The organism is Lysobacter ciconiae (genome assembly GCF_015209725.1).
Lineage (GTDB): Bacteria > Pseudomonadota > Gammaproteobacteria > Xanthomonadales > Xanthomonadaceae > Novilysobacter > Novilysobacter ciconiae.
In genome coordinates this window covers 2,884,223-2,904,037 of the sequence record NZ_CP063656.1, presented here as the reverse complement: position 1 = coordinate 2,904,037, position 19,815 = coordinate 2,884,223, and the positions used below count along the sequence as shown (strand labels likewise).

At 69.3% G+C, this 19,815-nt stretch carries 19 protein-coding genes; 6 read left to right on the top strand and 13 right to left on the bottom strand.

Annotated features, from left to right (window positions below; translation table 11 throughout):
- Nucleotides 1–184: 184 nt before the first annotated feature.
- Both INQ41_RS13120 and INQ41_RS13115 read left to right on the top strand, forming a co-directional pair.
- Entirely contained in the window at nucleotides 185–1,126 is a 942-nt protein-coding gene (locus tag INQ41_RS13120; RefSeq protein ID WP_228076623.1) for an ABC transporter ATP-binding protein, read from the top strand.
- A complete protein-coding gene (locus tag INQ41_RS13115) occupies nucleotides 1,123–1,893 on the top strand; it encodes an ABC transporter permease (protein ID WP_193985145.1) in 771 nt (256 codons plus the stop codon). The genes INQ41_RS13120 and INQ41_RS13115 overlap by 4 nt, the downstream gene beginning before the upstream one ends.
- A gap of 9 nt (nucleotides 1,894–1,902) precedes the next feature.
- Here the strand turns inward: INQ41_RS13115 and INQ41_RS13110 are convergent, their stop codons facing one another.
- Nucleotides 1,903–2,742: a TatD family hydrolase gene (locus INQ41_RS13110; RefSeq protein ID WP_193985143.1), complete on the bottom strand. Its 840-nt coding sequence runs from the start codon at nucleotides 2,740–2,742 to the stop codon at nucleotides 1,903–1,905.
- Between the two features lie 373 nt (nucleotides 2,743–3,115).
- Here INQ41_RS13110 and hrpB point away from each other — a divergent pair, with 373 nt between their 5' ends.
- A complete protein-coding gene (gene hrpB, locus INQ41_RS13105; protein WP_193985141.1) occupies nucleotides 3,116–5,620 on the top strand; it encodes an ATP-dependent helicase HrpB in 2,505 nt (834 codons plus the stop codon).
- 88 nt (nucleotides 5,621–5,708) lie between these two features.
- Nucleotides 5,709–6,152 carry a hypothetical protein gene (locus INQ41_RS13100; RefSeq protein WP_193985139.1) on the top strand — a complete coding sequence of 148 codons (444 nt, stop codon included), beginning with the start codon at nucleotides 5,709–5,711 and terminating at the stop codon, nucleotides 6,150–6,152.
- A 54-nt stretch (nucleotides 6,153–6,206) separates the two neighbouring features.
- On the opposite strand, the gene INQ41_RS13095 is transcribed toward INQ41_RS13100, so the two are convergent.
- From INQ41_RS13095 to INQ41_RS13040, 12 genes are all read right to left on the bottom strand, one after another.
- Nucleotides 6,207–7,319 carry a hybrid sensor histidine kinase/response regulator gene (locus INQ41_RS13095; RefSeq protein WP_193985138.1) on the bottom strand — a complete coding sequence of 371 codons (1,113 nt, stop codon included), beginning with the start codon at nucleotides 7,317–7,319 and terminating at the stop codon, nucleotides 6,207–6,209.
- Between the two features lie 100 nt (nucleotides 7,320–7,419).
- Nucleotides 7,420–7,980 (bottom strand): pseudouridine synthase, encoded by a 561-nt coding sequence (locus INQ41_RS13090; RefSeq protein ID WP_193985136.1) that lies wholly within the window; start codon nucleotides 7,978–7,980, stop codon nucleotides 7,420–7,422.
- Between the two features lie 7 nt (nucleotides 7,981–7,987).
- Nucleotides 7,988–8,911 (bottom strand): class I SAM-dependent methyltransferase, encoded by a 924-nt coding sequence (locus INQ41_RS13085; protein WP_407074237.1) that lies wholly within the window; start codon nucleotides 8,909–8,911, stop codon nucleotides 7,988–7,990.
- Between the two features lie 77 nt (nucleotides 8,912–8,988).
- Nucleotides 8,989–11,220: an NADP-dependent isocitrate dehydrogenase gene (locus tag INQ41_RS13080; RefSeq protein WP_193985134.1), complete on the bottom strand. Its 2,232-nt coding sequence runs from the start codon at nucleotides 11,218–11,220 to the stop codon at nucleotides 8,989–8,991.
- A gap of 38 nt (nucleotides 11,221–11,258) precedes the next feature.
- Nucleotides 11,259–11,645, bottom strand: a complete 387-nt coding sequence (locus tag INQ41_RS13075; protein WP_193985132.1) for a TraR/DksA family transcriptional regulator — start codon at nucleotides 11,643–11,645, stop codon at nucleotides 11,259–11,261.
- Nucleotides 11,646–11,773: 128 nt separating this feature from the next.
- Entirely contained in the window at nucleotides 11,774–12,499 is a 726-nt protein-coding gene (locus INQ41_RS13070) for a UPF0149 family protein (protein ID WP_193985131.1), read from the bottom strand.
- A gap of 120 nt (nucleotides 12,500–12,619) precedes the next feature.
- Entirely contained in the window at nucleotides 12,620–13,108 is a 489-nt protein-coding gene (locus INQ41_RS13065; protein WP_193985129.1) for a hypothetical protein, read from the bottom strand.
- A 36-nt stretch (nucleotides 13,109–13,144) separates the two neighbouring features.
- Nucleotides 13,145–13,459 carry a LysM peptidoglycan-binding domain-containing protein gene (locus tag INQ41_RS13060; protein WP_193985127.1) on the bottom strand — a complete coding sequence of 105 codons (315 nt, stop codon included), beginning with the start codon at nucleotides 13,457–13,459 and terminating at the stop codon, nucleotides 13,145–13,147.
- A gap of 123 nt (nucleotides 13,460–13,582) precedes the next feature.
- On the bottom strand, nucleotides 13,583–14,428 hold the full coding sequence (gene queF, locus INQ41_RS13055; RefSeq protein ID WP_193985125.1) for an NADPH-dependent 7-cyano-7-deazaguanine reductase QueF: 846 nt from the start codon (nucleotides 14,426–14,428) through the stop codon (nucleotides 13,583–13,585).
- A 7-nt stretch (nucleotides 14,429–14,435) separates the two neighbouring features.
- The gene (zapE, locus tag INQ41_RS13050; protein ID WP_193985123.1) at nucleotides 14,436–15,560 is read right to left on the bottom strand and encodes a cell division protein ZapE; all 1,125 of its coding nucleotides are present in this window, start codon (nucleotides 15,558–15,560) and stop codon (nucleotides 14,436–14,438) included.
- Nucleotides 15,553–16,260 (bottom strand): alpha/beta hydrolase, encoded by a 708-nt coding sequence (locus tag INQ41_RS13045; RefSeq protein ID WP_193985122.1) that lies wholly within the window; start codon nucleotides 16,258–16,260, stop codon nucleotides 15,553–15,555. The genes zapE and INQ41_RS13045 overlap by 8 nt, the downstream gene beginning before the upstream one ends.
- Nucleotides 16,261–16,352: 92 nt before the next feature.
- Nucleotides 16,353–16,868 carry a c-type cytochrome gene (locus tag INQ41_RS13040; protein WP_193985120.1) on the bottom strand — a complete coding sequence of 172 codons (516 nt, stop codon included), beginning with the start codon at nucleotides 16,866–16,868 and terminating at the stop codon, nucleotides 16,353–16,355.
- A gap of 233 nt (nucleotides 16,869–17,101) precedes the next feature.
- On the opposite strand from INQ41_RS13040, the gene INQ41_RS13035 reads away from it, so the two are divergent.
- Nucleotides 17,102–18,109: an NADP-dependent oxidoreductase gene (locus INQ41_RS13035; RefSeq protein ID WP_193985118.1), complete on the top strand. Its 1,008-nt coding sequence runs from the start codon at nucleotides 17,102–17,104 to the stop codon at nucleotides 18,107–18,109.
- A complete protein-coding gene (locus INQ41_RS13030; RefSeq protein WP_193985116.1) occupies nucleotides 18,106–19,782 on the top strand; it encodes an alpha/beta fold hydrolase in 1,677 nt (558 codons plus the stop codon). Before INQ41_RS13035 ends, INQ41_RS13030 begins: the two co-directional genes overlap by 4 nt.
- Nucleotides 19,783–19,815 lie beyond the last annotated feature (33 nt).

Genomic DNA, 19,815 nt, shown 5'->3' with positions numbered 1-19,815 from the left:
ACTCCGTGGCCGGGGCGCGGCCACCAAGGCGCCTATACTACCGGCATCGCCATGCGGCTTCCCGCGCGTCGGCACCAGCAACAAGGGCCCCAGCCAGATGTCCCAACACCCGGTGGGTTCCCATCCGGACCCTGCAATCCTGAACTCCGCGGCCGCCGGCGCCGGCCCCGCAATGCCCGGTCCGATGCGATCGACCGGTGTTCCCGCGCTGTGCGTCACCGACCTGCGCAAGACCTACGGCAACGGCGTGGAGGCGCTCAAGGGCGTGTCGCTGGATGTGGCCGAAGGCGACTTCTTCGCTCTGCTCGGCCCCAACGGCGCCGGCAAGAGCACCCTGATCGGCATCGTGTCCTCGCTGGTCAACCTGACCTCCGGCTCGGTGCAGGTCTTCGGTACCGACATCACCCGCCGGCGCAGCGAGGCGATGCGCCTGATCGGGCTGGTGCCGCAGGAGCTCAACTTCAACCTGTTCGAGAAACCGCTCGACATCCTGGTCAACTACGCCGGCTTCTATGGCGTGCCGCGCAAGGTCGCGCTGGAGCGCGCGGAGGTCGAGCTCAAGCGCGCGCACCTGTGGGGCAAGGCGCAGATGACCAGCCGTACCCTCTCGGGCGGCATGAAGCGCCGCCTGATGATCGCCCGCGCGATGATGACCCGGCCGCGCCTGCTGATCCTGGACGAGCCCACCGCCGGGGTCGACATCGAGATCCGCCGCGGCATGTGGGACTCGCTGCAGGAGATCAACGCCTCGGGCACGACCATCATCCTGACCACGCATTACCTGGAGGAGGCGGAGAACCTGTGCCGCAACCTGGCGATCATCGACCACGGCAGCATCATCGCCAGTGGCCCGATGCGCTCGCTGCTGGCCGAGCTGGACGTGCAGGGCTTCGTGCTGGACACCGACGGCGCGCTGCCGCGGAGCCTGCCGGTGATCGAGGGCGCGACCCTGCGCGCGCGCGATCCGCACACGCTGGACATCGACATGCCGCGCGCGATGGACCTCAACCACATCTTCGTCGCCCTGGACGCGGCCGGCATCAAGGTGCGATCGATGCGCACCAAGAGCAACCGCCTGGAAGAACTGTTCGTGCGCATGACCGCACGTCCGGAGCAGTCCGCATGAGCCACCCCAACCTGGTCGCGCTGTGGACGGTGTCGCGCCGCGAGATCCACCGCATCCTGCGCATCTGGGCGCAGACCCTGGTCCCGCCGGCGATCACCATGACCCTGTACTTCCTGATCTTCGGCGGCCTGATCGGCTCGCGGATCGGGACCATGGACGGCATCGGCTACATGGATTTCATCGTCCCCGGGCTGGTGATGATGAGCGTGATCCAGAACAGCTACGGCAACATCGCCTCGAGCTTCTTCGGCGCCAAGTTCAGCCGTTTCGTCGAGGAACTGCTGGTAAGCCCGATGCCCGACTGGGTGATCCTGGCCGGCTACGTCAGCGGTGCGGTGGTGCGCGGCATGGCGGTGGGCGCGATCGTGCTGCTGATCGCGACACTGTTCACCGATGTCAGGATTCCGCATCCGCTGGTGACGCTGACCACGGTGTTGCTGGGCTCGACGATCTTTGCGCTGGCCGGATTCGTCAACGCGATGTTCGCGACCAAGTTCGATGACGTCGCGATCGTGCCGACCTTCATCCTGACCCCGCTGACCTACCTGGGCGGCGTGTTCTATTCGGTCAAGCTGCTGCCCGGCTGGGCGGAGACGGCGACCCACGCCAACCCGATCTTCTACATGGTCAACGCGTTCCGCTACGGCCTGCTGGGTGTCAGCGACGTGCCGCTGTGGATCGCCTACGCGCTGATGCTGGCGTTCGTGGTGGTGCTGACCACGCTCAGCCTGTGGCTGCTCAAGCGCGGGATCGGGCTGCGCAGCTGAGGGTTCGGCTCAGCCGGCAGCGTCGGCGAGCGTACTTTCGGCGGGGGCGGGCAGGCGGAAAAACTCCCGCGCGGTGCGGGTGGAGTTGGCGGCGGTAACCGCCACGTCCTCGCCGCGGTCGCGGGCCAGCTCTTCGACGATGTGGGCCAGGTACATCGGCTCGTTGCGGCGGTGGCTCGGCGCCGGCTTGACCGTGCGCGGCAGCAGGTAGGGCGAGTCGGTCTCGATCATCAGCCGGTTGGCGGGGATGTTCTTGACCAGTTCGCGCAGGTGCAGGCCGCGGCGCTCGTCGCACAGCCAGCCGGTGATGCCCACGTGCCAGTCGCGGTCCAGGTAGTCGAACAGTTCCTCACGGCTGCCGGTGAAGCAGTGCACAACCACCGGGCCCAGACGCCCATCGAACTCGCCCATCACGCCCATGAAGTCCGCATGCGCGTCGCGCTGGTGCAGGAACAGCGGCTTGCCCACGCCATCGACCGCGAAATCGGCGGCAATCTGCAACTGCATCTCGAATGCGCGGCGCTGGGCCGGGCGCGGCGAGAAGTCGCGGAAGTAGTCCAGCCCGCATTCGCCCACCGCGACCACTTCGGGGTGCTGCTGCAGGGCGCGCATCTCGGCATCGCACTCGGCGGTGTACTCGCTCGCATGGTGCGGATGCACGCCCGCGGTGGCGAACAGCTCGCCGGGATGCGCGCGTGCCAGGGCCAGCGCCTGCGGCGAGTGCTCCCGGCTCGCACCGGTGACCACCATCTGCACCACCCCGGCGTCGCGGGCGCGCTGCATCACCGCACCGCGGTCGTGGTCGAAGGAGTCGTGGGTGAGGTTGGCGCCGATATCGATCAGATTCATTGCAACAGTCTAGGTGGCTGGGGCCGCGTGGGGCGAATGTCCTTGGTTGTGAATGCCCTCCGGCACCGGTTGAGCCGGCGCCTCCTCCTTTATTTCCCACCCAAGGACATTCCCCGCTTCACTACAGTGGGGCGGCGTCACCGGCGGCAAACTCGACTGCTAGCTTGTCCGCGCACGAGCCGACAGGACCGGCGCGGCCTGCAGGCCTTGCGGGCGAAATAAAGGAGGAGGCCTCCGCCGCAGGCGGAGGCCGGGGGACATTCGCCTGAAAGGCCTGCAGGCCGCGCCCCTCCCGACAGGCGCCCTCCGCACTCCATACACCGCGTTTCACCTCCAAGCGCTCCGCGCCCGCCCCCCATATCCTAGTCCCCACATGAGTCCCCCCGAATTCCCCATCGACGAGCTGCTGCCGCAGATCCGCCAGAGCCTGTCTGCGCACACGCGCCTCGTGCTGGAAGCGCCCCCCGGCGCCGGCAAGACCACCCGGGTGCCGCCGGCGCTGCTGGACGAGCCGTGGCTGCAGGGACGACGGATCATCATGTTGGAACCGCGCCGGGTCGCCGCGCGCGCCGCGGCACGGTTCATGGCCGCGCAACGCGGCGAGGCCGTCGGCGCCACAGTCGGCTACCGGATCCGCTTCGACAACCAGGTCTCCGCGGACACCCGGATCGAGGTCGTCACCGAGGGCATCCTGACCCGCATGGTCCAGGACGATCCGGGCCTGGAGGGCGTGGGCGCGGTGATCTTCGATGAGTTCCACGAACGCCACCTGGCGGCCGACCTCGGCCTGGCGCTGGTGCTGGATGTCCAATCGGCATTGCGCGAGGACCTGCGCATCGTGGTGATGTCGGCCACGCTGGACGGCGAGCGGCTGGCGGGATTCCTCGACGCTCCGCGGCTCTCCAGTGCTGGGCGCAGCTTTCCGGTGGAAATCGGCCACTTTCCCGCTCGCCGCGAGGAGCGCCTGGAGCACCAAGTCGCCCGCGCGGTCGCCCATGCGCTGGCAGCGCATCCCGGCGATCTGCTGGTGTTCCTGCCCGGCCAGCGCGAAATCGCGCGGGTGCGCCAGCTGCTGGACGGACAAATTGGCGATTCCGGCGTCGACGTGCTCGCGCTGCACGGCGAGTTGCCGGTGGAGGAGCAGGCGCGCGTGTTGCAACCCGATGCGGGCGCGCGGCGGCGGGTGGTACTGGCCACCAACGTCGCCGAGTCCAGCGTGACCCTGCCCGGGGTGCGTGTCGTCATCGATTCCGGCCTGGCCCGCGAGCCCCGGTTCGATCCCAACAGCGGCTTCCCGCGCCTGGACGTGGTCCTGGTGTCCCAGGCGTCCGCCGACCAGCGCGCGGGCCGGGCGGGACGGGTGGCGTCCGGCTGGGCCTATCGGCTGTGGCCGCAGTCGCAGCGCCTCGAGCCGCAGCGCCGCGCCGAGATCGGCCAGGTCGAGCTGGCCGGGCTGGCACTGGAACTGGCGGCGTGGGGCGATCCGGACCTGCGCTTCCCCCATCCACCTCCGGCGGGCGCATTGGCGGCGGCTCGGGAGCTGCTGCATGCGCTGGGTGCCCTCGAAGCGGCCACGATCACCGATCGCGGACGCCGGATGCTCCAGTTGGGCACCCATCCGCGCATTGCGGCGATGCTGCTGGCCGCCGCAGATGACAGCGAGCGCGCGCTCGCCTGCGACCTCGCCGCGCTGCTGGAATCGCGCGATCCGCTGCGCTCGCGCAGCGACGCACTGGCGGACCGCTGGCAGGCGCTGTCGGCGTTCCGCCGCAATCGGCTCGGCGGCGATGCCTCGCGCAGCGCGCTGGCCGCCATCGACCAGGTCGCCCGGCAATGGCGCCGCCGTATGCGTTGCGACACCAATTCGCCAGCGGACGTTCCCGCGCATCTGCTCGGCGACCTCCTGGCCCACGCGTGGCCGGACCGCATCGCCCACCAGCATCCGACCGATCCGTGGCGTTACCAGCTGGCCAACGGGCGCAGCGCGCGGCTGATGGACGACAGCGTGTTGTTCGGCGAGCCCTGGCTGGTGATCGCCGAGCTGCGCGATGAGGGCCGCGATGCGCGGGTGCTGCGCGGCGTACCGCTGGACCCGCAGCGTCTGGAGCGTGACTGGGCGACGCATTTCGAGGAAACCGAGCGGGTGTTCTGGGACGACGCGGCGCGCCGGATCAGCGCGGTGCGCGAGCGTCGCTTTGATCGCATCGTGCTCGACAGTCGGCCACTAGCGAACCCGGACCGCTCGCAGTACGCGGCTGCGCTGGCCGACGCGGTGCGCCAACTCGGACTCGCCGCGCTGCCGTGGAACGAAGCGCTCCGCCAGTGGCGCGCGCGGGTGCGCTGCCTGCGCGTGTGGTGCCCGGAGCTGGAGCTTCCCGACCTGAGCGATGAGGCGCTGCTGGCCGGCATCGACACCTGGTTGCTGCCGGCCCTGGCAGGCAAGAGCCGGCTGGACGCCCTCAGCGAAGACGAGCTTGCCAACGCGCTCCGGAGTCTCGTGTCCTGGCCGCAGCGCAGCCGCATCGACGAGGTGGCACCGGCGCGCATCGCGGTGCCGTCCGGCCTGCAACGGCCCATCCACTACGCCTTCGACGACGCCGCGGGCGAGCCGGTGCCGCCGGTCCTCGCGGTCAAGCTGCAGGAGTTGTTCGGACTCGCCGACACCCCGGCCATCGCCAACGGCCGCGTGCCGCTGACCCTGCACCTGCTCTCGCCGGGTGGCCGGCCACTGCAGGTCACCGGCGACCTGCGCGGATTCTGGGAGCGCACGTACCCAGAGGTCCGCAAGGAGATGAAGGGGCGTTACCCGCGCCATCCGTGGCCGGAAGACCCGTGGAGCGCCACCGCCACGCATCGCGCCAAACCGCGCGGAACCTGAACCGTCAGACGCGACGGCACGCGCGGATCACGCAGTTTCGACGGCGGACTGCCGACACTTGGGCTCCCCCGACTTCCAGGCATTCACGATGAGCAGATTCGACCGACTTCCCGACCGCGCAATGAACCTGGCCAACGATGTCGGCGACCGCATCCGCCACGCGATGCCGTCCGACGTGGGCGCGCGCATCCGTGACGCGATGCCCTCCAACGTCGGTGACCGCGTCCGCCGCGCGCTGCCCTCCCGCGCGGGCGGGCTGCTCGAGGCGGGTGTGGCGCTGGGCGCGATGAAGACCGCCGGCCGCACCGCCACCGTGTTCGTGCGTCGCAACCCGACCATCGCTGTGGCCGCCCTGGCTGGCGCCGGCCTGCTCTGGTACGCCGCACACCGCCGCGCGCAGAAGGCCGAGCGCGGCCTGATCGAAGGCCGCTCGCGGCGCGTGGATGTCACCGCGGTGGGCGATGAGCCGGTCACGGAGACCCACAACGAGGACCGCGACGACAGCTCCCGGATCATCCCCGACATCGTTTGAGGCAGCGGCGGGGTGCTGCGCAGGCGGCTTGACCTCCGCGCCCGTCCCGGCTGATCAGGCCAGGGCGGGCGTGGGCGTCGCGGCCGCCGCGGGCAGCTCGATCACGAACACCGAACCGCCGCCTTCGCGGTCCTCGTACCAGAGCTGCCCGCCGGCGTTGGCGATGATCTGCTTGGCCAGCGACAGTCCCAGACCGCTGGATACACCGTCCACTTCGGCCGCACCGAGCCGGCTGAACGGCTTGAACAGTTCGCGCTGCTGATGGGCGGGAATGCCGGGTCCCCGGTCGGCTGCCACCAGTTGCCAGTAACCCGGTGCGCCCGGACGTCCGGACAGCAGTAGCTCGCCGTTGGGCGCGTACTTCATGGCATTGCTGACAAGGTTCTCGGCGACTTGCCGCAACACCCGATCGTCGATCGCGACCTTGGTGCCGGGCGGCGGCGTGGTGACGGTCAGCTCGATGCCCTGCGCGTCCAGCTGGAACTCGTATCGATTGGCCAGCCACCGCAGCGTCTCCGACAGGTCCGCGCAGGCCGCGCCTTCGCATTCGTTTCGCGACGCACCGGCCTGGGTCTCGAGGTAATGGCGGATATAGCCGATCGCGTCGTTCGCGCTTTCGTAGATCATGTCCAGATAGCGCGGGATCCGCTCCGCGCGCACGGCATTGGTGCGCAGGATGTCGCTGGCGAACAGCACGCTGGACAGCGGATTCTTAAGGTCGTGGGCGACCAGGTTGACCAGTTCCTGGCGCTCGCTGGCGACGCGCTCCAGGCGGTCACGGGTGAGCTTCAGGCCCACGTGGGCGTTCACCCGCGCGATCAGCTCCTCCGGCAGGAAGGGCTTGGTGACGTAGTCCACGACCCCGGCGTCAAAGGCGCGCAGCAGCAGGTCGCGGTCGTGGGCCGCGGTGACGAACACCACCGGCACGCCGAGGCCGCGCTCCTTCAGCGCAGCCATCACCTCGAAGCCGTCCATGCCCGGCATCATCATGTCGAGCAGGATCAGGTCCGGCTGGCACGCGTCGTAGCTGGCGAGCGCCTCCTCGCCGGAGCCGGCCGAGACCACGGCATAGCCCTCCCGGCTGAGCAGCGTGCTCACCACGCGACGGTTTGCCGACTGGTCATCAACGACCAGGATGCTGCCTAGGCTGGTCTGGATAGGAGTCATTCCGCTGTCCTGATGCGATGCCCACCCCGGGGCATGTCCTGTCTGGGAGCGACAGCAAACCACGAAAAGCTGAATGCGGCATGCCTGCCGCCTTAACAGTTCAGGTGTGACGCGCGTCCGTCTGCAGATCATGCCACTGTCCGGGCGCAAGTGGGCCCAATCGATGCGGTCCGATCGCCACCCGGATCAGGCGCAGCGTGGGCAGTCCGACGGCAGCGGTCATGCGCCGGACCTGGCGATTGCGCCCTTCGCGAATCTGCAGTTCCAGCCAGGCGTCGGCGACGGTTTTGCGGAAGCGCACCGGCGGATGCCGCGGCCACAGCGACGGGGGAGGAATGCTCCTCGCCTGCGCGGGCAGGGTCAGGCCGTCCTTCAGCACCACGCCTGAGCGCAGGGCGGCCAGCTGCTCCTCGGCGGGCACGCCCTCCACCTGCACCCAGTAGGTCTTGGGCGCCTTGTGGCGTGGATCGGTGAGGCGATGGGCGAGGCGCCCGTCGTCGGTCAGCAGCAGCAAGCCTTCGCTGTCGTAGTCCAGGCGCCCGGCGGGGTAGACCTCAGCCGGCAGTCCGAACCCCGCCAGCGTCGCCCGCGCCGGCCCGTCCCCGGTGCTGTCGGTGAACTGGCACAGCACCTGGAACGGTTTGTTGAACGCGATCAGCAAGGACGGCTCAGCTGCCCTTGCGGAAGCGCAGGGTCATGCGGTCGCTTTCGCCGATGGCCTGGTATTTGGCCGGGTCGTCACCTTCGCTGACGTTGTTGCCCGGTGGCAGCGTCCACACGCCGTTGGGGTGGTCGCGCGTGTCGCGCGGGTTGGCGTTGATCTCGCTGGCCTGCTCGAGCGTGAAACCGGCGGCCTCGGCCATCGCGATCACCTGGGCCTGGCCGACGTAGCCGGTCGCGTCGTCATCGGGCACGTCCGCGGCGGAACGATGCTCGACCACGCCCAGCGTGCCGCCGGGTTTGAGCACGTCGTGGAAAGCCTTGAACATGCCCGGTGCCTGCCCGGACTTGCGCCAGTTGTGCACGTTGCGGAAGGTCAGCACGACATCGGCGGTGCCGGGGCTGCCGAATACCGGTGCGGCAGGATCGTAGGCGAGCATGTTGGCGCGGTCGAACTGGGCCGGCGCGGCGGCGAAGGTCGCCTCCAGCTGGTCCTTGGTGCGCTGCTGGTAATCGCGGCCCGAACCCTCGGCGACTTTGGCCGGATCAACCACCGCGGCCACGTAGTTGCCGTCCTCGTGCAGGTAGGGCGCGAGGATCTGCGCGTACCAGCCGGCTCCCGGCGTGATTTCGATCACCGTCTGGTCGGGCTGCACTCCGAAGAACTGCAGGGTCTCCAGTGGGTGGCGATGGGCGTCGCGGGCGACGTCCGCGGCACTGCGCCAATCGCCCGACACGACCGCGCGCAGCCTGGCCTGGTCGTTGGCGGTCGAGCGTGACTCGCTCTCGGCGGCGGAGTCGGCGCGCGTCGCATCGGTGCCGCCAACATCGGCGCCTGCCACATCGCGAGCAGTGGGCTCGCCGCTGCACGCCAGCAGAATTAAGGGCGCAAGCGCGCAGCCGAGCAAGCCAAGGGAGGTACGTTGCTTCATGGTGGACTCCGCAAAAAGGGGAGGACAGACCGCAGCCTCGGGCAAACCAGGTGCGGCCCGGGTGGACGACGACACGCTCAGGCGGCCGACAGGCTCGCCAAAGCCGCGTTGAACAGGCGGCTGGGTCGCATCTCCTTGCCCAGCAGCGCAAGGTCGGGCTGGTAGTAGCCACCCATGTCGACCGGCTTGCCCTGGGCGGGATTGAGCTCCTCGACGATCGCCGCCTCGTCACGGGTCAGCGCCTCGGCAACCGGTGTGAACGTCGCCTTCAGCGCGGCGTCCTCATCCTGCGCGGCCAGCGCCTGCGCCCAGTACAGCGCGAGGTAGAAGTGGCTGCCGCGATTGTCGAGCTCGCCGACCTTGCGCGAGGGTGAGCGGTTGTTGTCCAGGAAGGTGCCGGTGGCTTCGTCCAGGGTCCTGGCCAGAACACGCGCCTGCGGATTGTCGTAGCGCTGCGCCAGGTGTTCCAGGGACGCGGCCAGGGCGAGGAACTCACCCAGCGAATCCCAGCGCAGGTGGTTTTCCTTGCTGAACTGCTGCACGTGCTTGGGCGCGCTGCCGCCGGCGCCGGTCTCGAACAGGCCACCGCCGGCCATCAGCGGGACGATCGACAGCATCTTCGCGCTGGTGCCCAGCTCCATGATCGGGAACAGGTCGGTGAGGTAGTCGCGCAGCACGTTGCCGGTCACCGAGATGGTGTCCTCGCCCTTGCGGATGCGCTCCAGCGAGAACTTCATCGCCGCCACCGGATCCATGATGCGGATGTCCAGGCCAGCGGTGTCGTGATCCTTCAGGTACGCCTCGACCTTGGCGATCACCTGGCGGTCGTGGGCGCGCTGCGGGTCCAGCCAGAAGACCGCCGGCATGTTGCTCAGGCGCGCGCGGGTGACGGCCAGCTTGACCCAGTCGCGGATCGGCGCGTCCTTGGTCTGGCACATGCGCCAGATATCGCCGGCCTCGACGGGATGCTCCATCAGCACCGTGCCATTGCCGTCCACCACGCGCACCGTGCCGGCGGCAGGGATCTGGAAGGTCTTGTCGTGGCTGCCGTATTCCTCGGCCTTCTGCGCCATCAGGCCAACGTTGGGCACCGTGCCCATGGTCGCCGGGTCGAACGCACCGTGCGCCTTGCAGTCCTCGATCGCGGTCTGGAACACGGCGGCGTAGCAGCGGTCCGGGATCAGCGCCTTGGCGTCCTGACGCTCGCCGGCGGCATTCCACATCTTGCCCGAGTCGCGGATCATCGCCGGCATCGAGGCATCCACGATCACGTCGCTGGGCACGTGCAGGTTGGTGATGCCCTTGTCGGAATCCACCATCGCCAGCCTGGGGCGCGTGGCGTACTGCGCGGTGATGTCGGCCTCGATCGCGGCCTGGCGCTCGGCTGGCAGCGACTGGATGCTGGCGTAGAGGTCGCCGATGCCGTTGTCGGGGTCGAAGCCGACCTCACGCAGCTCGTCGGCGTATTCGGCCAGCACGTCACGGTAGAAGCGGCTGACCACGACGCCGAAGATGATCGGGTCGGAGACCTTCATCATCGTGGCCTTCAGGTGCAGCGAGAACAGCACGTCGCGCGCGCGGGCGTCCTCGATCTGGGCATCGACGAAATCGGCCAGCTTGGAGCGGCTCATCACCGAGGCGTCGATCAGCTCGCCGGCCAGCAGGGCGGTCTTCTCCTTCAGCACCGTGGTCTTGCCATCGGCGCCGACCAGCTCGATGCGCACCGCGCCGGGCTGGTCGATCAGCACCGACTGCTCGCTGCCGTAGAAGTCGCCATCGTCCATGTGGGCGACGTGCGACTGGCTGTCCGCGCTCCACGCGCCCATGCGGTGCGGGTGCTTGCGGACGTAGTTCTTCACCGACAGCGGCGCACGGCGGTCGGAGTTGCCTTCGCGCAGCACCGGGTTGACGGCGCTGCCCTTGGCGCGGTCGTAGCGCTTGCGGGTCTCGCGTTCGGCGGCGGTGGCGGGCTCGTCGGGGTATTCCGGCAGCTTGAAGCCGTGCTGCTGCAGCTCGCGGATGGCGGCCTTCAGCTGCGGCTCGGACGCGCTGATGTTGGGCAGCTTGATGATGTTGGCTTCCGGCGTGGTCGCCAGGTTGCCCAGCTCGGCCAGGTCATCGCTGACGGCCGCATCGCCCAGCACGTCGGGGAACTGCGCCAGGATCCGCGCGGCCAGCGAGATGTCGCGGGTTTCCACCGCGATGCCGGCGGTGCCAGTGAACGCCTGCACGATCGGCAGCAGCGACTGCGTCGCCAGCAAGGGCGCCTCGTCGGTGAGGGTGTAGATGATCTTGGGGGTATCGGACATTGAGCTCTCGTCGTCGCCTTCGGGCCGACCATTGTCGCCTACAGGTCCTGTTCGCGCTCGCGCACTTCCTCTTCGGCCACGGTGTACAGCGCTGACGGCGCGGCTTCCAGCCGGGCGCGCGGGATCGGATCGCCGCTCTGCTCGGACTGGCCGTAGGTGCCTTCCTCGATCTTCTCCAGCGCGCGGCGCACCGCCTGCAGGCGCATCCGGTCGTGGGCGCGCACGGCGCGATTGTTGTCCTGCTGGGCGCTGTCCTGCGCGTCGCTGCCGCTGGTGTGGCTCTGGTTGGTGCGGCTTTCCTGCATCTCCACCTCGTCCTCCAGGCGGAAGTCGAGCGAGGACTGCAGCTCGGCCTTCAGCGCCTCCAGCCGCCGCTTCTGCTTCTGGATGAAGTCCGGATCAAGTGCTTGCTTGTGCTGGCTCATGGGTATTCCGCGTCGGCCGTTTCGTGGACATCAGTGTGGCCACAACGACGTGATTCCGGCATGAGCCCGCACCCGGCAGACGGTTTCGCGAACCGGGTGCTAGCGCTGCCAGCTGCGGAAGCGTGGGTCTACGCGCCGCAACACTTCTTGTACTTCTTGCCGCTGCCGCACGGGCAGGGCTCGTTGCGCTCGGGTGTGTCGAGTGCGCGGATCGGCTCGCGCGGGGTCAGCGCCTCGATGCGGTGGTGGTGCAGGTCGGCCAGCATGTCGGGCAGCATCGCGATGATGCCCAGGCGCTCGGGGTAGTCGATCGGCGTGCCGGGCTGGGTCGGGTCCTCGCCGATGACTTCGCCGCTGGCGAGGCGGTCCAACTGCTCGAAGATCTCCTCCATCCACTCGTTCTGGTCCAGCCACGCATCCCACGCGTCTTCCTGCAGCTCCACGGCGGTAAAGAAGCCCAATGCCCAGTCGCGGCCGACATCCAGCTCGTCCTCCTGCGATTCGGGCGCGCCTCCGGTGGGGTGCTCGGGGTCTTCGGGCAGCCACAGCAGCGGCGCCAGGTGATCGGGCAGGGTCTCGTTGCCGTGGCGGACGCGGGCCAGTGCCATGTTGCGGTGGGTGAGCAGCAGATCCTCGACGCCCGCGCGTTCGGCGGCATCGTCCCAGCGCGGGGTCTTGCCCCAGACCATCGGCTCCCACTGCTCCAGGGCAAGCTCGGCGGGCGATACCGCCAGGGCGGTGAAATAGCCGTCCAGCGCCTCCAGGTTGAAGCCGCGGAACGGCACCGCGCGCTGCTCGAGCAGATGGGCGAGGCGTTCGATCTGGTCGTCGGTCAGGTAGGCGGATGCGGTCATGGGGAACGATCGGGGCGGGGATGGCCCATGGTACCGGTTGCCCGGCAGCGCCGAGCGCTGCAAACGACAACGGGCGCACCCTGCGGCGCGCCCGTTGGATTGCCCATTGGATGAAAGCGCTTACTTCACCGTGAACGTCGTGGTGCGCGGCGCGGCGTTGTCCACCGACACCTCGGCGGTGTAGTTGCCGGCCGGCCAGCCATTGGCGTTGTTGAAGGTGAAGTTGGTCGTTTCCATGCCATCGGTGGCGATCGACTGCGATTCCTCACCGGCCACCTGGCCGTCCTGGTACATCAGGCGGGTGTGGATGGTCGTGCTGCCGCTGCTGCCGTTGGTGGCGACCGAGACCACGATCGGATCGGTGCTGGCAAAGTCGGTGGTGGCCGATTCGATCCGCTTGTCGGCGCCGGCGGCCTTGCCCAGCGTCACCGAGGTGATGGAGACCGCGCTGCTCATCGGCGGCGGCGTGGCCGGCTGGCTCGGGGCCGGCGTGCTCATCGGCGGCGGGGTCGCCGCGGTGTCGACGGGTTTGTCCTTCTTGCAGCCGGCCAGTGCCAGCGAGGCCATCAACGCGGTCGCAACGGCGTAACGCAGGGTGGGTGCGGTCATGGTGGATCTCCTTGGGTGCGTGGGGCGAAGCGGCTTTCAGCGATCATCGCGTGCAGGCACGCGCAGGACCTGGCCGGGCTGGATCCGGTCCGGGTTGTCCAGCTGGTCGCGGTTGGCGTCGTAGATGGTGTTCCACGCGCTCGCCTTGCCATAGAAGTTCTTGGCGATATGCGACAGCGTGTCGCCGGGTTTCACCGTGTAAAGCTCGGAAGAGGCCTGGCCGGTCTTCTGCGCGGTGGTATCCACGCGTGAACTGACGGCGGAAAAGTCGGCCGTGTCCTTCTTGTCAGCCGTGGTGTCAACGCGGCTGGTGACGCCGGAAAAATCGGCTTTCCTGTCTGGGTGGCTCATTGCATCGGACTCCTGCCATCGGGGCAGGGGAACGATGGCACGGGCGTTGTTAAAACCAGATCGCGGGTGGGTGAGGGCGGTGCGACGGCGATGGGCTCGCGCGTTGTGAGATGCAGGCTGCCCTTACTGGCGCAGGTCACGTCCGGGCGGCGGCGCGGGGAACCCCGGCGTTGCCCGCCAAGGGTTGATGTCCAGGCCGCCGCGACGGGTGTAGCGTGCCTCCACGGACAAGCGGGTGGGCGAGGCGTGGCGCATCAGGTCGCAGAAGACCTGCTCCACGCACTGCTCGTGGAACCCGGCGTGCTCGCGGAAGGAGACCAGATAACGCAGCAGGCCGGCGCGATCCAGCTGGGGGCCGTGGTAGTGGACCACCAGGCGCGCCCAGTCGGGCTGGCCGGTCACGGGGCAATTGGATTTCAGCAGCTCGCTGGTCAGCGTCTCGGTTACCACATGGGTGGGATCGGCGGCCAGGAAGGCCGGCTGCGGCGGGCCGTAATGGTCGATGGCGATGTCCAGCGTGTCGATCAGGATGGCGTTGTCCTGCGAGTCATCCATGGCGGTCAGGCCGAAGGCGACCTCGACCGGACTCCCGGCCACGCGCGACAGATCCTCGACCATGCGCGTCAGCACCGCCTCGTCGCTGGGGAACGCGGTCGCATTGAACGAGTTCAAGTAGAGCTTGAGCGACTTGGATTCGATCAGTTGCGGCGAGGTCGCCGGGACGGTGATCGTGGCGGTGGCCACGCGCGGCTTGCCGCGGCCGTCCAGCCAGCCCAGCTCGTAGGCATGCCAGCGGTCGTTGCCGATGAAGGGCAGCGCGTCCGCGTGCACGTCCAGCGCAGTCCGGCCCAGGGCGCGTGCGATCGGGAACAGCAGCGATGGATCGTAGGCGCGTGGGTAGGCGACGCTGCGGCCCAGCGGCAGGTCGGCGCCGGCGCCGGTGGCGGCGAGGGAGTCGATGGCGGTCATGGCGCGATTATCCCCCCGATCCGCCCCGGTGCCGGGTGGTGAGGTATTCGGTGGAGCGCATCTCGATCAGGCGAGAGGTGGTGCGCTCGAACGGACCGGCCAGGCGGTGGCCGCTGTACAGGCCGACCGGATCGGCATCGGCGGTGCAGACGAGGTTGACGTTGCGGTCGTAGAGCTCGTCGATGAGGTTGACGAAGCGCCGCGCGGGGTCATCGTTGCTGCCATCGAACACCGGGACACCGCCGACCAGCACGGTGTGGAACCGGGTCGCGATCTCGATGTAGTCGCCGGTGGCGCGCGGGCCATCGCACAGCGCATCGAAGTCGAACCAGACGTGGCCGTCTGCGATGCCGCGCACCGGGATGTCGCGGCCTTCGATATGCAGCGGACCGTCCTCGCGCGGCGCGTCGGCGATGATCTGCTTCCAGCGCGTCGCCAGCCACTCGTCGGCCGCGGCATCCAGCGGTGCGCGGTACACCGGCGAGCGGGTCAGCGCGCGCAGGCGGTAATCCTGGTCGCTGACCAGCTCCAGGACGTGGCAGTGCTGCTGGATCTGGGCGATCGCCGGCAGGAAGCTCTCGCGCTGCAACCCGTCCTTGAACAGGTTCTGCGGGGCGGTGTTGGAGGTCGTCACCAGGGCCACGCCGTTGGCGAACAGCTGCTCCATGAAGCGGCCCAGCAGCATCGCATCGCCAATGTCGGTGACGAAGAACTCGTCCAGCACCAGCACCCGCCAGCGGCGCCCGGCGGCATGGGCGATGGAGGCCAGCGGATCGCGCTCTCCGGCGTGCTCGCGCAGGCGTGCGTGCACGTCGCGCATGAAGCGGTGGAAGTGGGTGCGGTGCTTGGCCTGGATCGGCAGGCCGTCGTAGAACAGGTCGACCAGGAAGGTCTTGCCGCGGCCGACGCCGCCCCACAGGTACAGCCCGGGCACGGCCGCCGGCGGCTGCTTGCGCAGGCGCTGCAGCAGGCCGCGCGAGGGCGGCTCCAGCAGCGCCGCGTGGATGCGGTCCAGCTCGGCCAGTGCCGGCAACTGGGCGGGATCGGCATCCCAGTCTCCACGCGCAACACCGGCGCGGTAGCGCACGCCGGGCAGGGCGCCGGCGTCCGCGGTCACGACGGGGTCAAGCATCGGCGGCAGGCTTCGCCGCAGGCAGGTACGGACGGATCCCGTGCTTCACCGCGCCGCGCAGGTCGATCAGCTTGCGGTGGAAGAAGTGGCTCGCATCGGGGATGCGGACGAGTTCGGGCGGCTGCACGAAGCCGTTCGCCCACGCGTACACCTGTTCGGGATCCACGACGTCGTCCGTCTCGCCCTGGATCACGATCCAGGGGCCGTCGAAGGCTGCAATGCGGTCGAAGTGGTAACCGCGGCGCCCGGCGGGCGGCGCGATCATCAGCAACAGGCCGGCATCGACCTCGCTGGCGACCTGGAAGGCGACGTAGGAGCCGAAACTGAAACCGCCCAGCCAGAGCTGGTGGTCGGGTCGCTGCTCGCGCACCCAGGCGATGACGGCGCGCAGGTCGTCGGCTTCGCCGTCACCGTTGTCGAACGCACCCTGCGAGGCGCCAACGCCGCGGAAATTGAAACGCACGGTCGTGGCGCCGGACTGGCGCAACGCGCGCGCCGTCATCGTCACCACCTTGTTGTGCATGGTGCCGCCCTCGGTGGGGAGCGGGTGACAGACGACCATCACCACCGGGCGGGGATCGGCGTCGGCCTCGGGACCTTCGACGATGGCTTCCAGTGCGCCGGTCGGGCCCTGCACGGTGACGGCGGCCGGTTTGCCGGACTGGAACTCCGGGTCGTTGGGAAATGCGGGCTTGTCCATGCGCCCATGATAAGCGTTGCGACCTGGCGGCACCGGAAAGAACAAAGCCGCCCGGAGGCGGCTGTGTCAGCGTGCCATCAAGCAGGCGCGCGCTATTTGAGGTTCTCGACCATCCAGTCGACCGTGGCGATGACCTGCTCGTCGGTCAGGGCCGGATTGCCGCCCTTGGCCGGCATCAGGCCGGCGCTGCCGGTGTAACCCTCGATGGCGTGCTTGTGCAGGGTGTCCATGCCCTGCGCGATGCGTGCCGACCAGTGCGCCTGATCCATGGTCGGTGCACCGCCGGCGCCGGAACCGTGGCAACCCGCGCACAGGCCATCGAAGATCACCGAGCCATCCAGCGTGCCGCCGTAGGCGACCTGCGCGGAGGCCGAGGCGGCCGCCGCAGACGCCGCTGCCGCGGCTGCCGCTGCGCCGGTGCTGCCCGCGTACACGCTGCCCACCGGCGCGATGCGCTCACGGGCGCGCTGCGCCACGTTGTCGGGCTCGTCGTAGGGCAGCGAGTCGCTGACCATGCGCGCGCCGAGCACCAGGCCCAGGCTGAGGACGATCAGGAAGCCGATCACCAGGGAAAATCTTTTCAGGAAATCAAGGTCGTAATTGCGCACGATCCCACCTTTTGGCGCTCCCCGTGATGGGTCGCGCATCGCCGTCCAACAAAAATCCGCAATCAAGCGGCCGCGGGGCAGTATAAAGCGTTGCCGGCCTGACAAGTAGGGCCGGGACGGCGACGGGAAATCCGGCATGGAGGGTGCATCCCGGCAAACCCGTTGGCGAGTGGAGCCAATCCGGGTATCTTGGTAAATGTCCGGACAATCACCGGAACGATCAGGAGTGCTGGATGGCCCTACCCCCGACCCGGCAGGTCGTGCAGGTGCTGCGCTACCCCGACGGGATCCCGCGCGAGCAGGACTTCGGGATGGACCGGCGTCCGCTGGCGGCGCCCACAGCCGGCGAGGTGGTCGTGCGCAACCACTGGCTGTCGCTGGACCCGTGCCTGCGCCCGTTGCTGGGCGGGCGCTACGCAATCCCGCGGCCCGAGCGGGGCGCGGTGGTGCCGGGTGGCGCGGTCGGCCGGGTCGTGGAGAGCAACGCAGAGCACCTCGGCGTCGGCGACTGGGTGGTTGGTGACACCGGCTGGTGCGATTACGCGGTGATGTCGCAGGACGTGCTGCGCCGGGTCGATCCGGACCTGGCCCCGCCCTCCACCGCGCTGGGCGTCCTCGGCATTCCCGGCCTGACCGCATGGGCCGGCATGCACACGATCGGCCGCCCGCAACCGGGCGAGACCGTGCTGGTCTCCACCGCAGCCGGCGCGGTCGGCAGCGTTGCCGGGCAGCTGGCACGCCGCGCGGGTTGCCGCACCGTCGGCATCGCCGGGCTCGAGGCGAAATGCATGATCGCGCGCGAGGCCTTCGGCTTTGACGAGTGCGTCAGCCACCTCAGCCCGGGCTTCGCCGAGGACCTGCGCGCGGCGTGTCCGGACGGCATCGATGTGTATTTCGACAACGTCGGCGGGCCGGTGCTGGAAGCGGCGCTGTCGCTGCTGCGGCCGCAGGCGCGCGTGGTGCTGTGCGGCCTGAGTTCGCAGTACAACCAGAGCGGGCGCCCGCCAGGCCCGAACCTGGGCCCGGTGATCGCGGCCCGTGCCACGTTGCAGGGACTGGTGGTGTTTGACCATCTCGACCGGTTCGACGAATTCACCAATGAGGTCGCGCCACTGGTGCGCGACGGCAGCGTGCAGTATCGCGAGTCGGTCAGCGACGGCCTCGCGTCTGCGCCCACGGCCTTCATCGCGATGATGTCGGGCCGGAACCTGGGCAAGTCACTGGTGAGGTTGGCCGAATGAGCGTGCGTATCCACCGTCGCTTCGTCCGCATCGGGCAGCGCCACGTGCACCTGCGCCATGCCGGGCAGGGGCCGGCGCTGGTCCTGCTGCACCAGTCGCCGCAGAACTCGCGGATGTGGCTGGACATGATTTCGCGCTTCGCCGACCGCTACACCGTGATCGCGCCGGACACGCCGGGTTTTGGCTATTCCGACCCGCTCGACATCGCCGAGCCCTCCATTGCCGACTTGGCGGAGGCCACCGTCGCGGTACTGGACGCATTGGGCATCGACCGGTTCGCGGTGTTTGGCATGCACACCGGCGGGCTGGTCGCCGCCCAGGTCGCGGCCGCATGTCCGGAGCGGGTGACCGCGCTGGTGGTGGATGGCTACGCCGCCTTCACCCCGGCGGAGAGCGCGATCTACGGCGACCGCTACCTGCCGCCGTTCGTGCCCGCGTGGGACGGCTCGCACCTGCGCTGGCTGTGGTCGCGGATGCGCGAGCAGAAATACTTCTTCCCGTGGTACGACGACCGCGCCGAAGCGGCGATGGCGATCGATCCGCACACCACCCAGAGCACTCATGAGGCGGTGATGGACGTGCTGGAGGTCGGCGATGCCTACCGGGCCGGCTATGGCGCCGCCTTCCGCCACGTCGAGCACGGATTCCTGTCGACCCTGCACCCGCCGTCGCTGCTGGTCTTCCGCCGCGGCGATCCGCTGCTGGCCCACCTGCCGCGCCTGCCCGAACTGCCCGCGAACGTGAAGGCCGTGGTCGAGGAGAACGGCATAGCGGGCATGCACGCGCGCATGGACGCGTTGCTGGCGGACAAGCTGGCCGACGAAGCATCAGTCGAACTGATCACTGCCGGGGCGGAGCGTTCGCCGCACTGCGCGGGTGGCGATGCCGGCCGCGGCCCTTCCGGTGGTCCTGACGGCGCCGGCTGGTCGCGCGGCATCGTCGCCTGCGCGGTGGGCGACATCGCGTTCTGGTCCCGCGACGGTGTCGATTCGCTGCGGCTGGCGCTGCATGCGCCGGGCGAGCGGCCGCTGGGGCCCGCCGACCTGGCGTTGGCCGGCACGGCAGTGGTAGTCGCGCCGGACCTCCCGGGACACGGCGGCTCGTCCGAGATCGATGCTGACCTGGACGCCGGAACCATGGTGAGCGCGATCCTCGCGACGCTGGGGTCGGTCCCGGGGCAACTGCCGGTCACCATCGAGAGTCACGGCGCGGCCGCAGGCTACGTGCCAGCGCTGGCTGCGGCACTGGGCGAGCGCCTGCAGCGGGTCGTGCTGCACCGGCCGTGGCTGCTGGAGGGCGATGAAACCGCGACCCTGCTGGTGCAACTGCCCGACCCGCAGCTGTTGCGCGCCGGCGGCCACCTCGACGAGGCCTGGCAGTGGGAGCGCGAACGCCACCTGATGTGGCCCTGGTTGACGCCTTCCGCAGCCGCCCGTCGCCGCGTCGCCGCTCCGACACCGGCCCAGGTCAATGACAACGTGGTCGAGCTGTTGCGCCTCGGCGAGCGCTGCAAGCCGATGTTCCGCGAGGCCGCCTCACCCGGTCTCGCGGCGCGCCTGGGCGCGCTGGGTGTCCGGCTGGCCGCCGGCAGTTCGGCCAGCACCGACGACTACCTCGGCCGCGCCGCCGCCTTGCTGGGCGAACAATCCGAAACATCCCCAACCCATCCCTGACACCCGTTCCCGACCCACCCGCCGCCCGCGGCG

What these genes read in the sequence shown, in the direction of transcription:
- INQ41_RS13100 (WP_193985139.1), top strand. Translation starts at nt 5,709, where the DNA reads ATGAGCAGATTCGACCGACTTCCCGACCGCGCAATGAACCTGGCCAAC.
- INQ41_RS13115 (WP_193985145.1), top strand. Translation starts at nt 1,123, where the DNA reads ATGAGCCACCCCAACCTGGTCGCGCTGTGGACGGTGTCGCGCCGCGAG.
- INQ41_RS13070 (WP_193985131.1), bottom strand. Translation starts at nt 12,499, where the DNA reads ATGACCGCATCCGCCTACCTGACCGACGACCAGATCGAACGCCTCGCC.
- INQ41_RS13045 (WP_193985122.1), bottom strand. Translation starts at nt 16,260, where the DNA reads ATGGACAAGCCCGCATTTCCCAACGACCCGGAGTTCCAGTCCGGCAAA.
- INQ41_RS13080 (WP_193985134.1), bottom strand. Translation starts at nt 11,220, where the DNA reads ATGTCCGATACCCCCAAGATCATCTACACCCTCACCGACGAGGCGCCC.
- queF (WP_193985125.1), bottom strand. Translation starts at nt 14,428, where the DNA reads ATGACCGCCATCGACTCCCTCGCCGCCACCGGCGCCGGCGCCGACCTG.
- hrpB (WP_193985141.1), top strand. Translation starts at nt 3,116, where the DNA reads ATGAGTCCCCCCGAATTCCCCATCGACGAGCTGCTGCCGCAGATCCGC.
- INQ41_RS13065 (WP_193985129.1), bottom strand. Translation starts at nt 13,108, where the DNA reads ATGACCGCACCCACCCTGCGTTACGCCGTTGCGACCGCGTTGATGGCC.
- INQ41_RS13095 (WP_193985138.1), bottom strand. Translation starts at nt 7,319, where the DNA reads ATGACTCCTATCCAGACCAGCCTAGGCAGCATCCTGGTCGTTGATGAC.
- INQ41_RS13030 (WP_193985116.1), top strand. Translation starts at nt 18,106, where the DNA reads ATGAGCGTGCGTATCCACCGTCGCTTCGTCCGCATCGGGCAGCGCCAC.
- INQ41_RS13035 (WP_193985118.1), top strand. Translation starts at nt 17,102, where the DNA reads ATGGCCCTACCCCCGACCCGGCAGGTCGTGCAGGTGCTGCGCTACCCC.
- INQ41_RS13075 (WP_193985132.1), bottom strand. Translation starts at nt 11,645, where the DNA reads ATGAGCCAGCACAAGCAAGCACTTGATCCGGACTTCATCCAGAAGCAG.
- INQ41_RS13060 (WP_193985127.1), bottom strand. Translation starts at nt 13,459, where the DNA reads ATGAGCCACCCAGACAGGAAAGCCGATTTTTCCGGCGTCACCAGCCGC.
- INQ41_RS13110 (WP_193985143.1), bottom strand. Translation starts at nt 2,742, where the DNA reads ATGAATCTGATCGATATCGGCGCCAACCTCACCCACGACTCCTTCGAC.
- INQ41_RS13120 (WP_228076623.1), top strand. Translation starts at nt 185, where the DNA reads ATGCGATCGACCGGTGTTCCCGCGCTGTGCGTCACCGACCTGCGCAAG.
- INQ41_RS13085 (WP_407074237.1), bottom strand. Translation starts at nt 8,911, where the DNA reads ATGAAGCAACGTACCTCCCTTGGCTTGCTCGGCTGCGCGCTTGCGCCC.
- zapE (WP_193985123.1), bottom strand. Translation starts at nt 15,560, where the DNA reads ATGCTTGACCCCGTCGTGACCGCGGACGCCGGCGCCCTGCCCGGCGTG.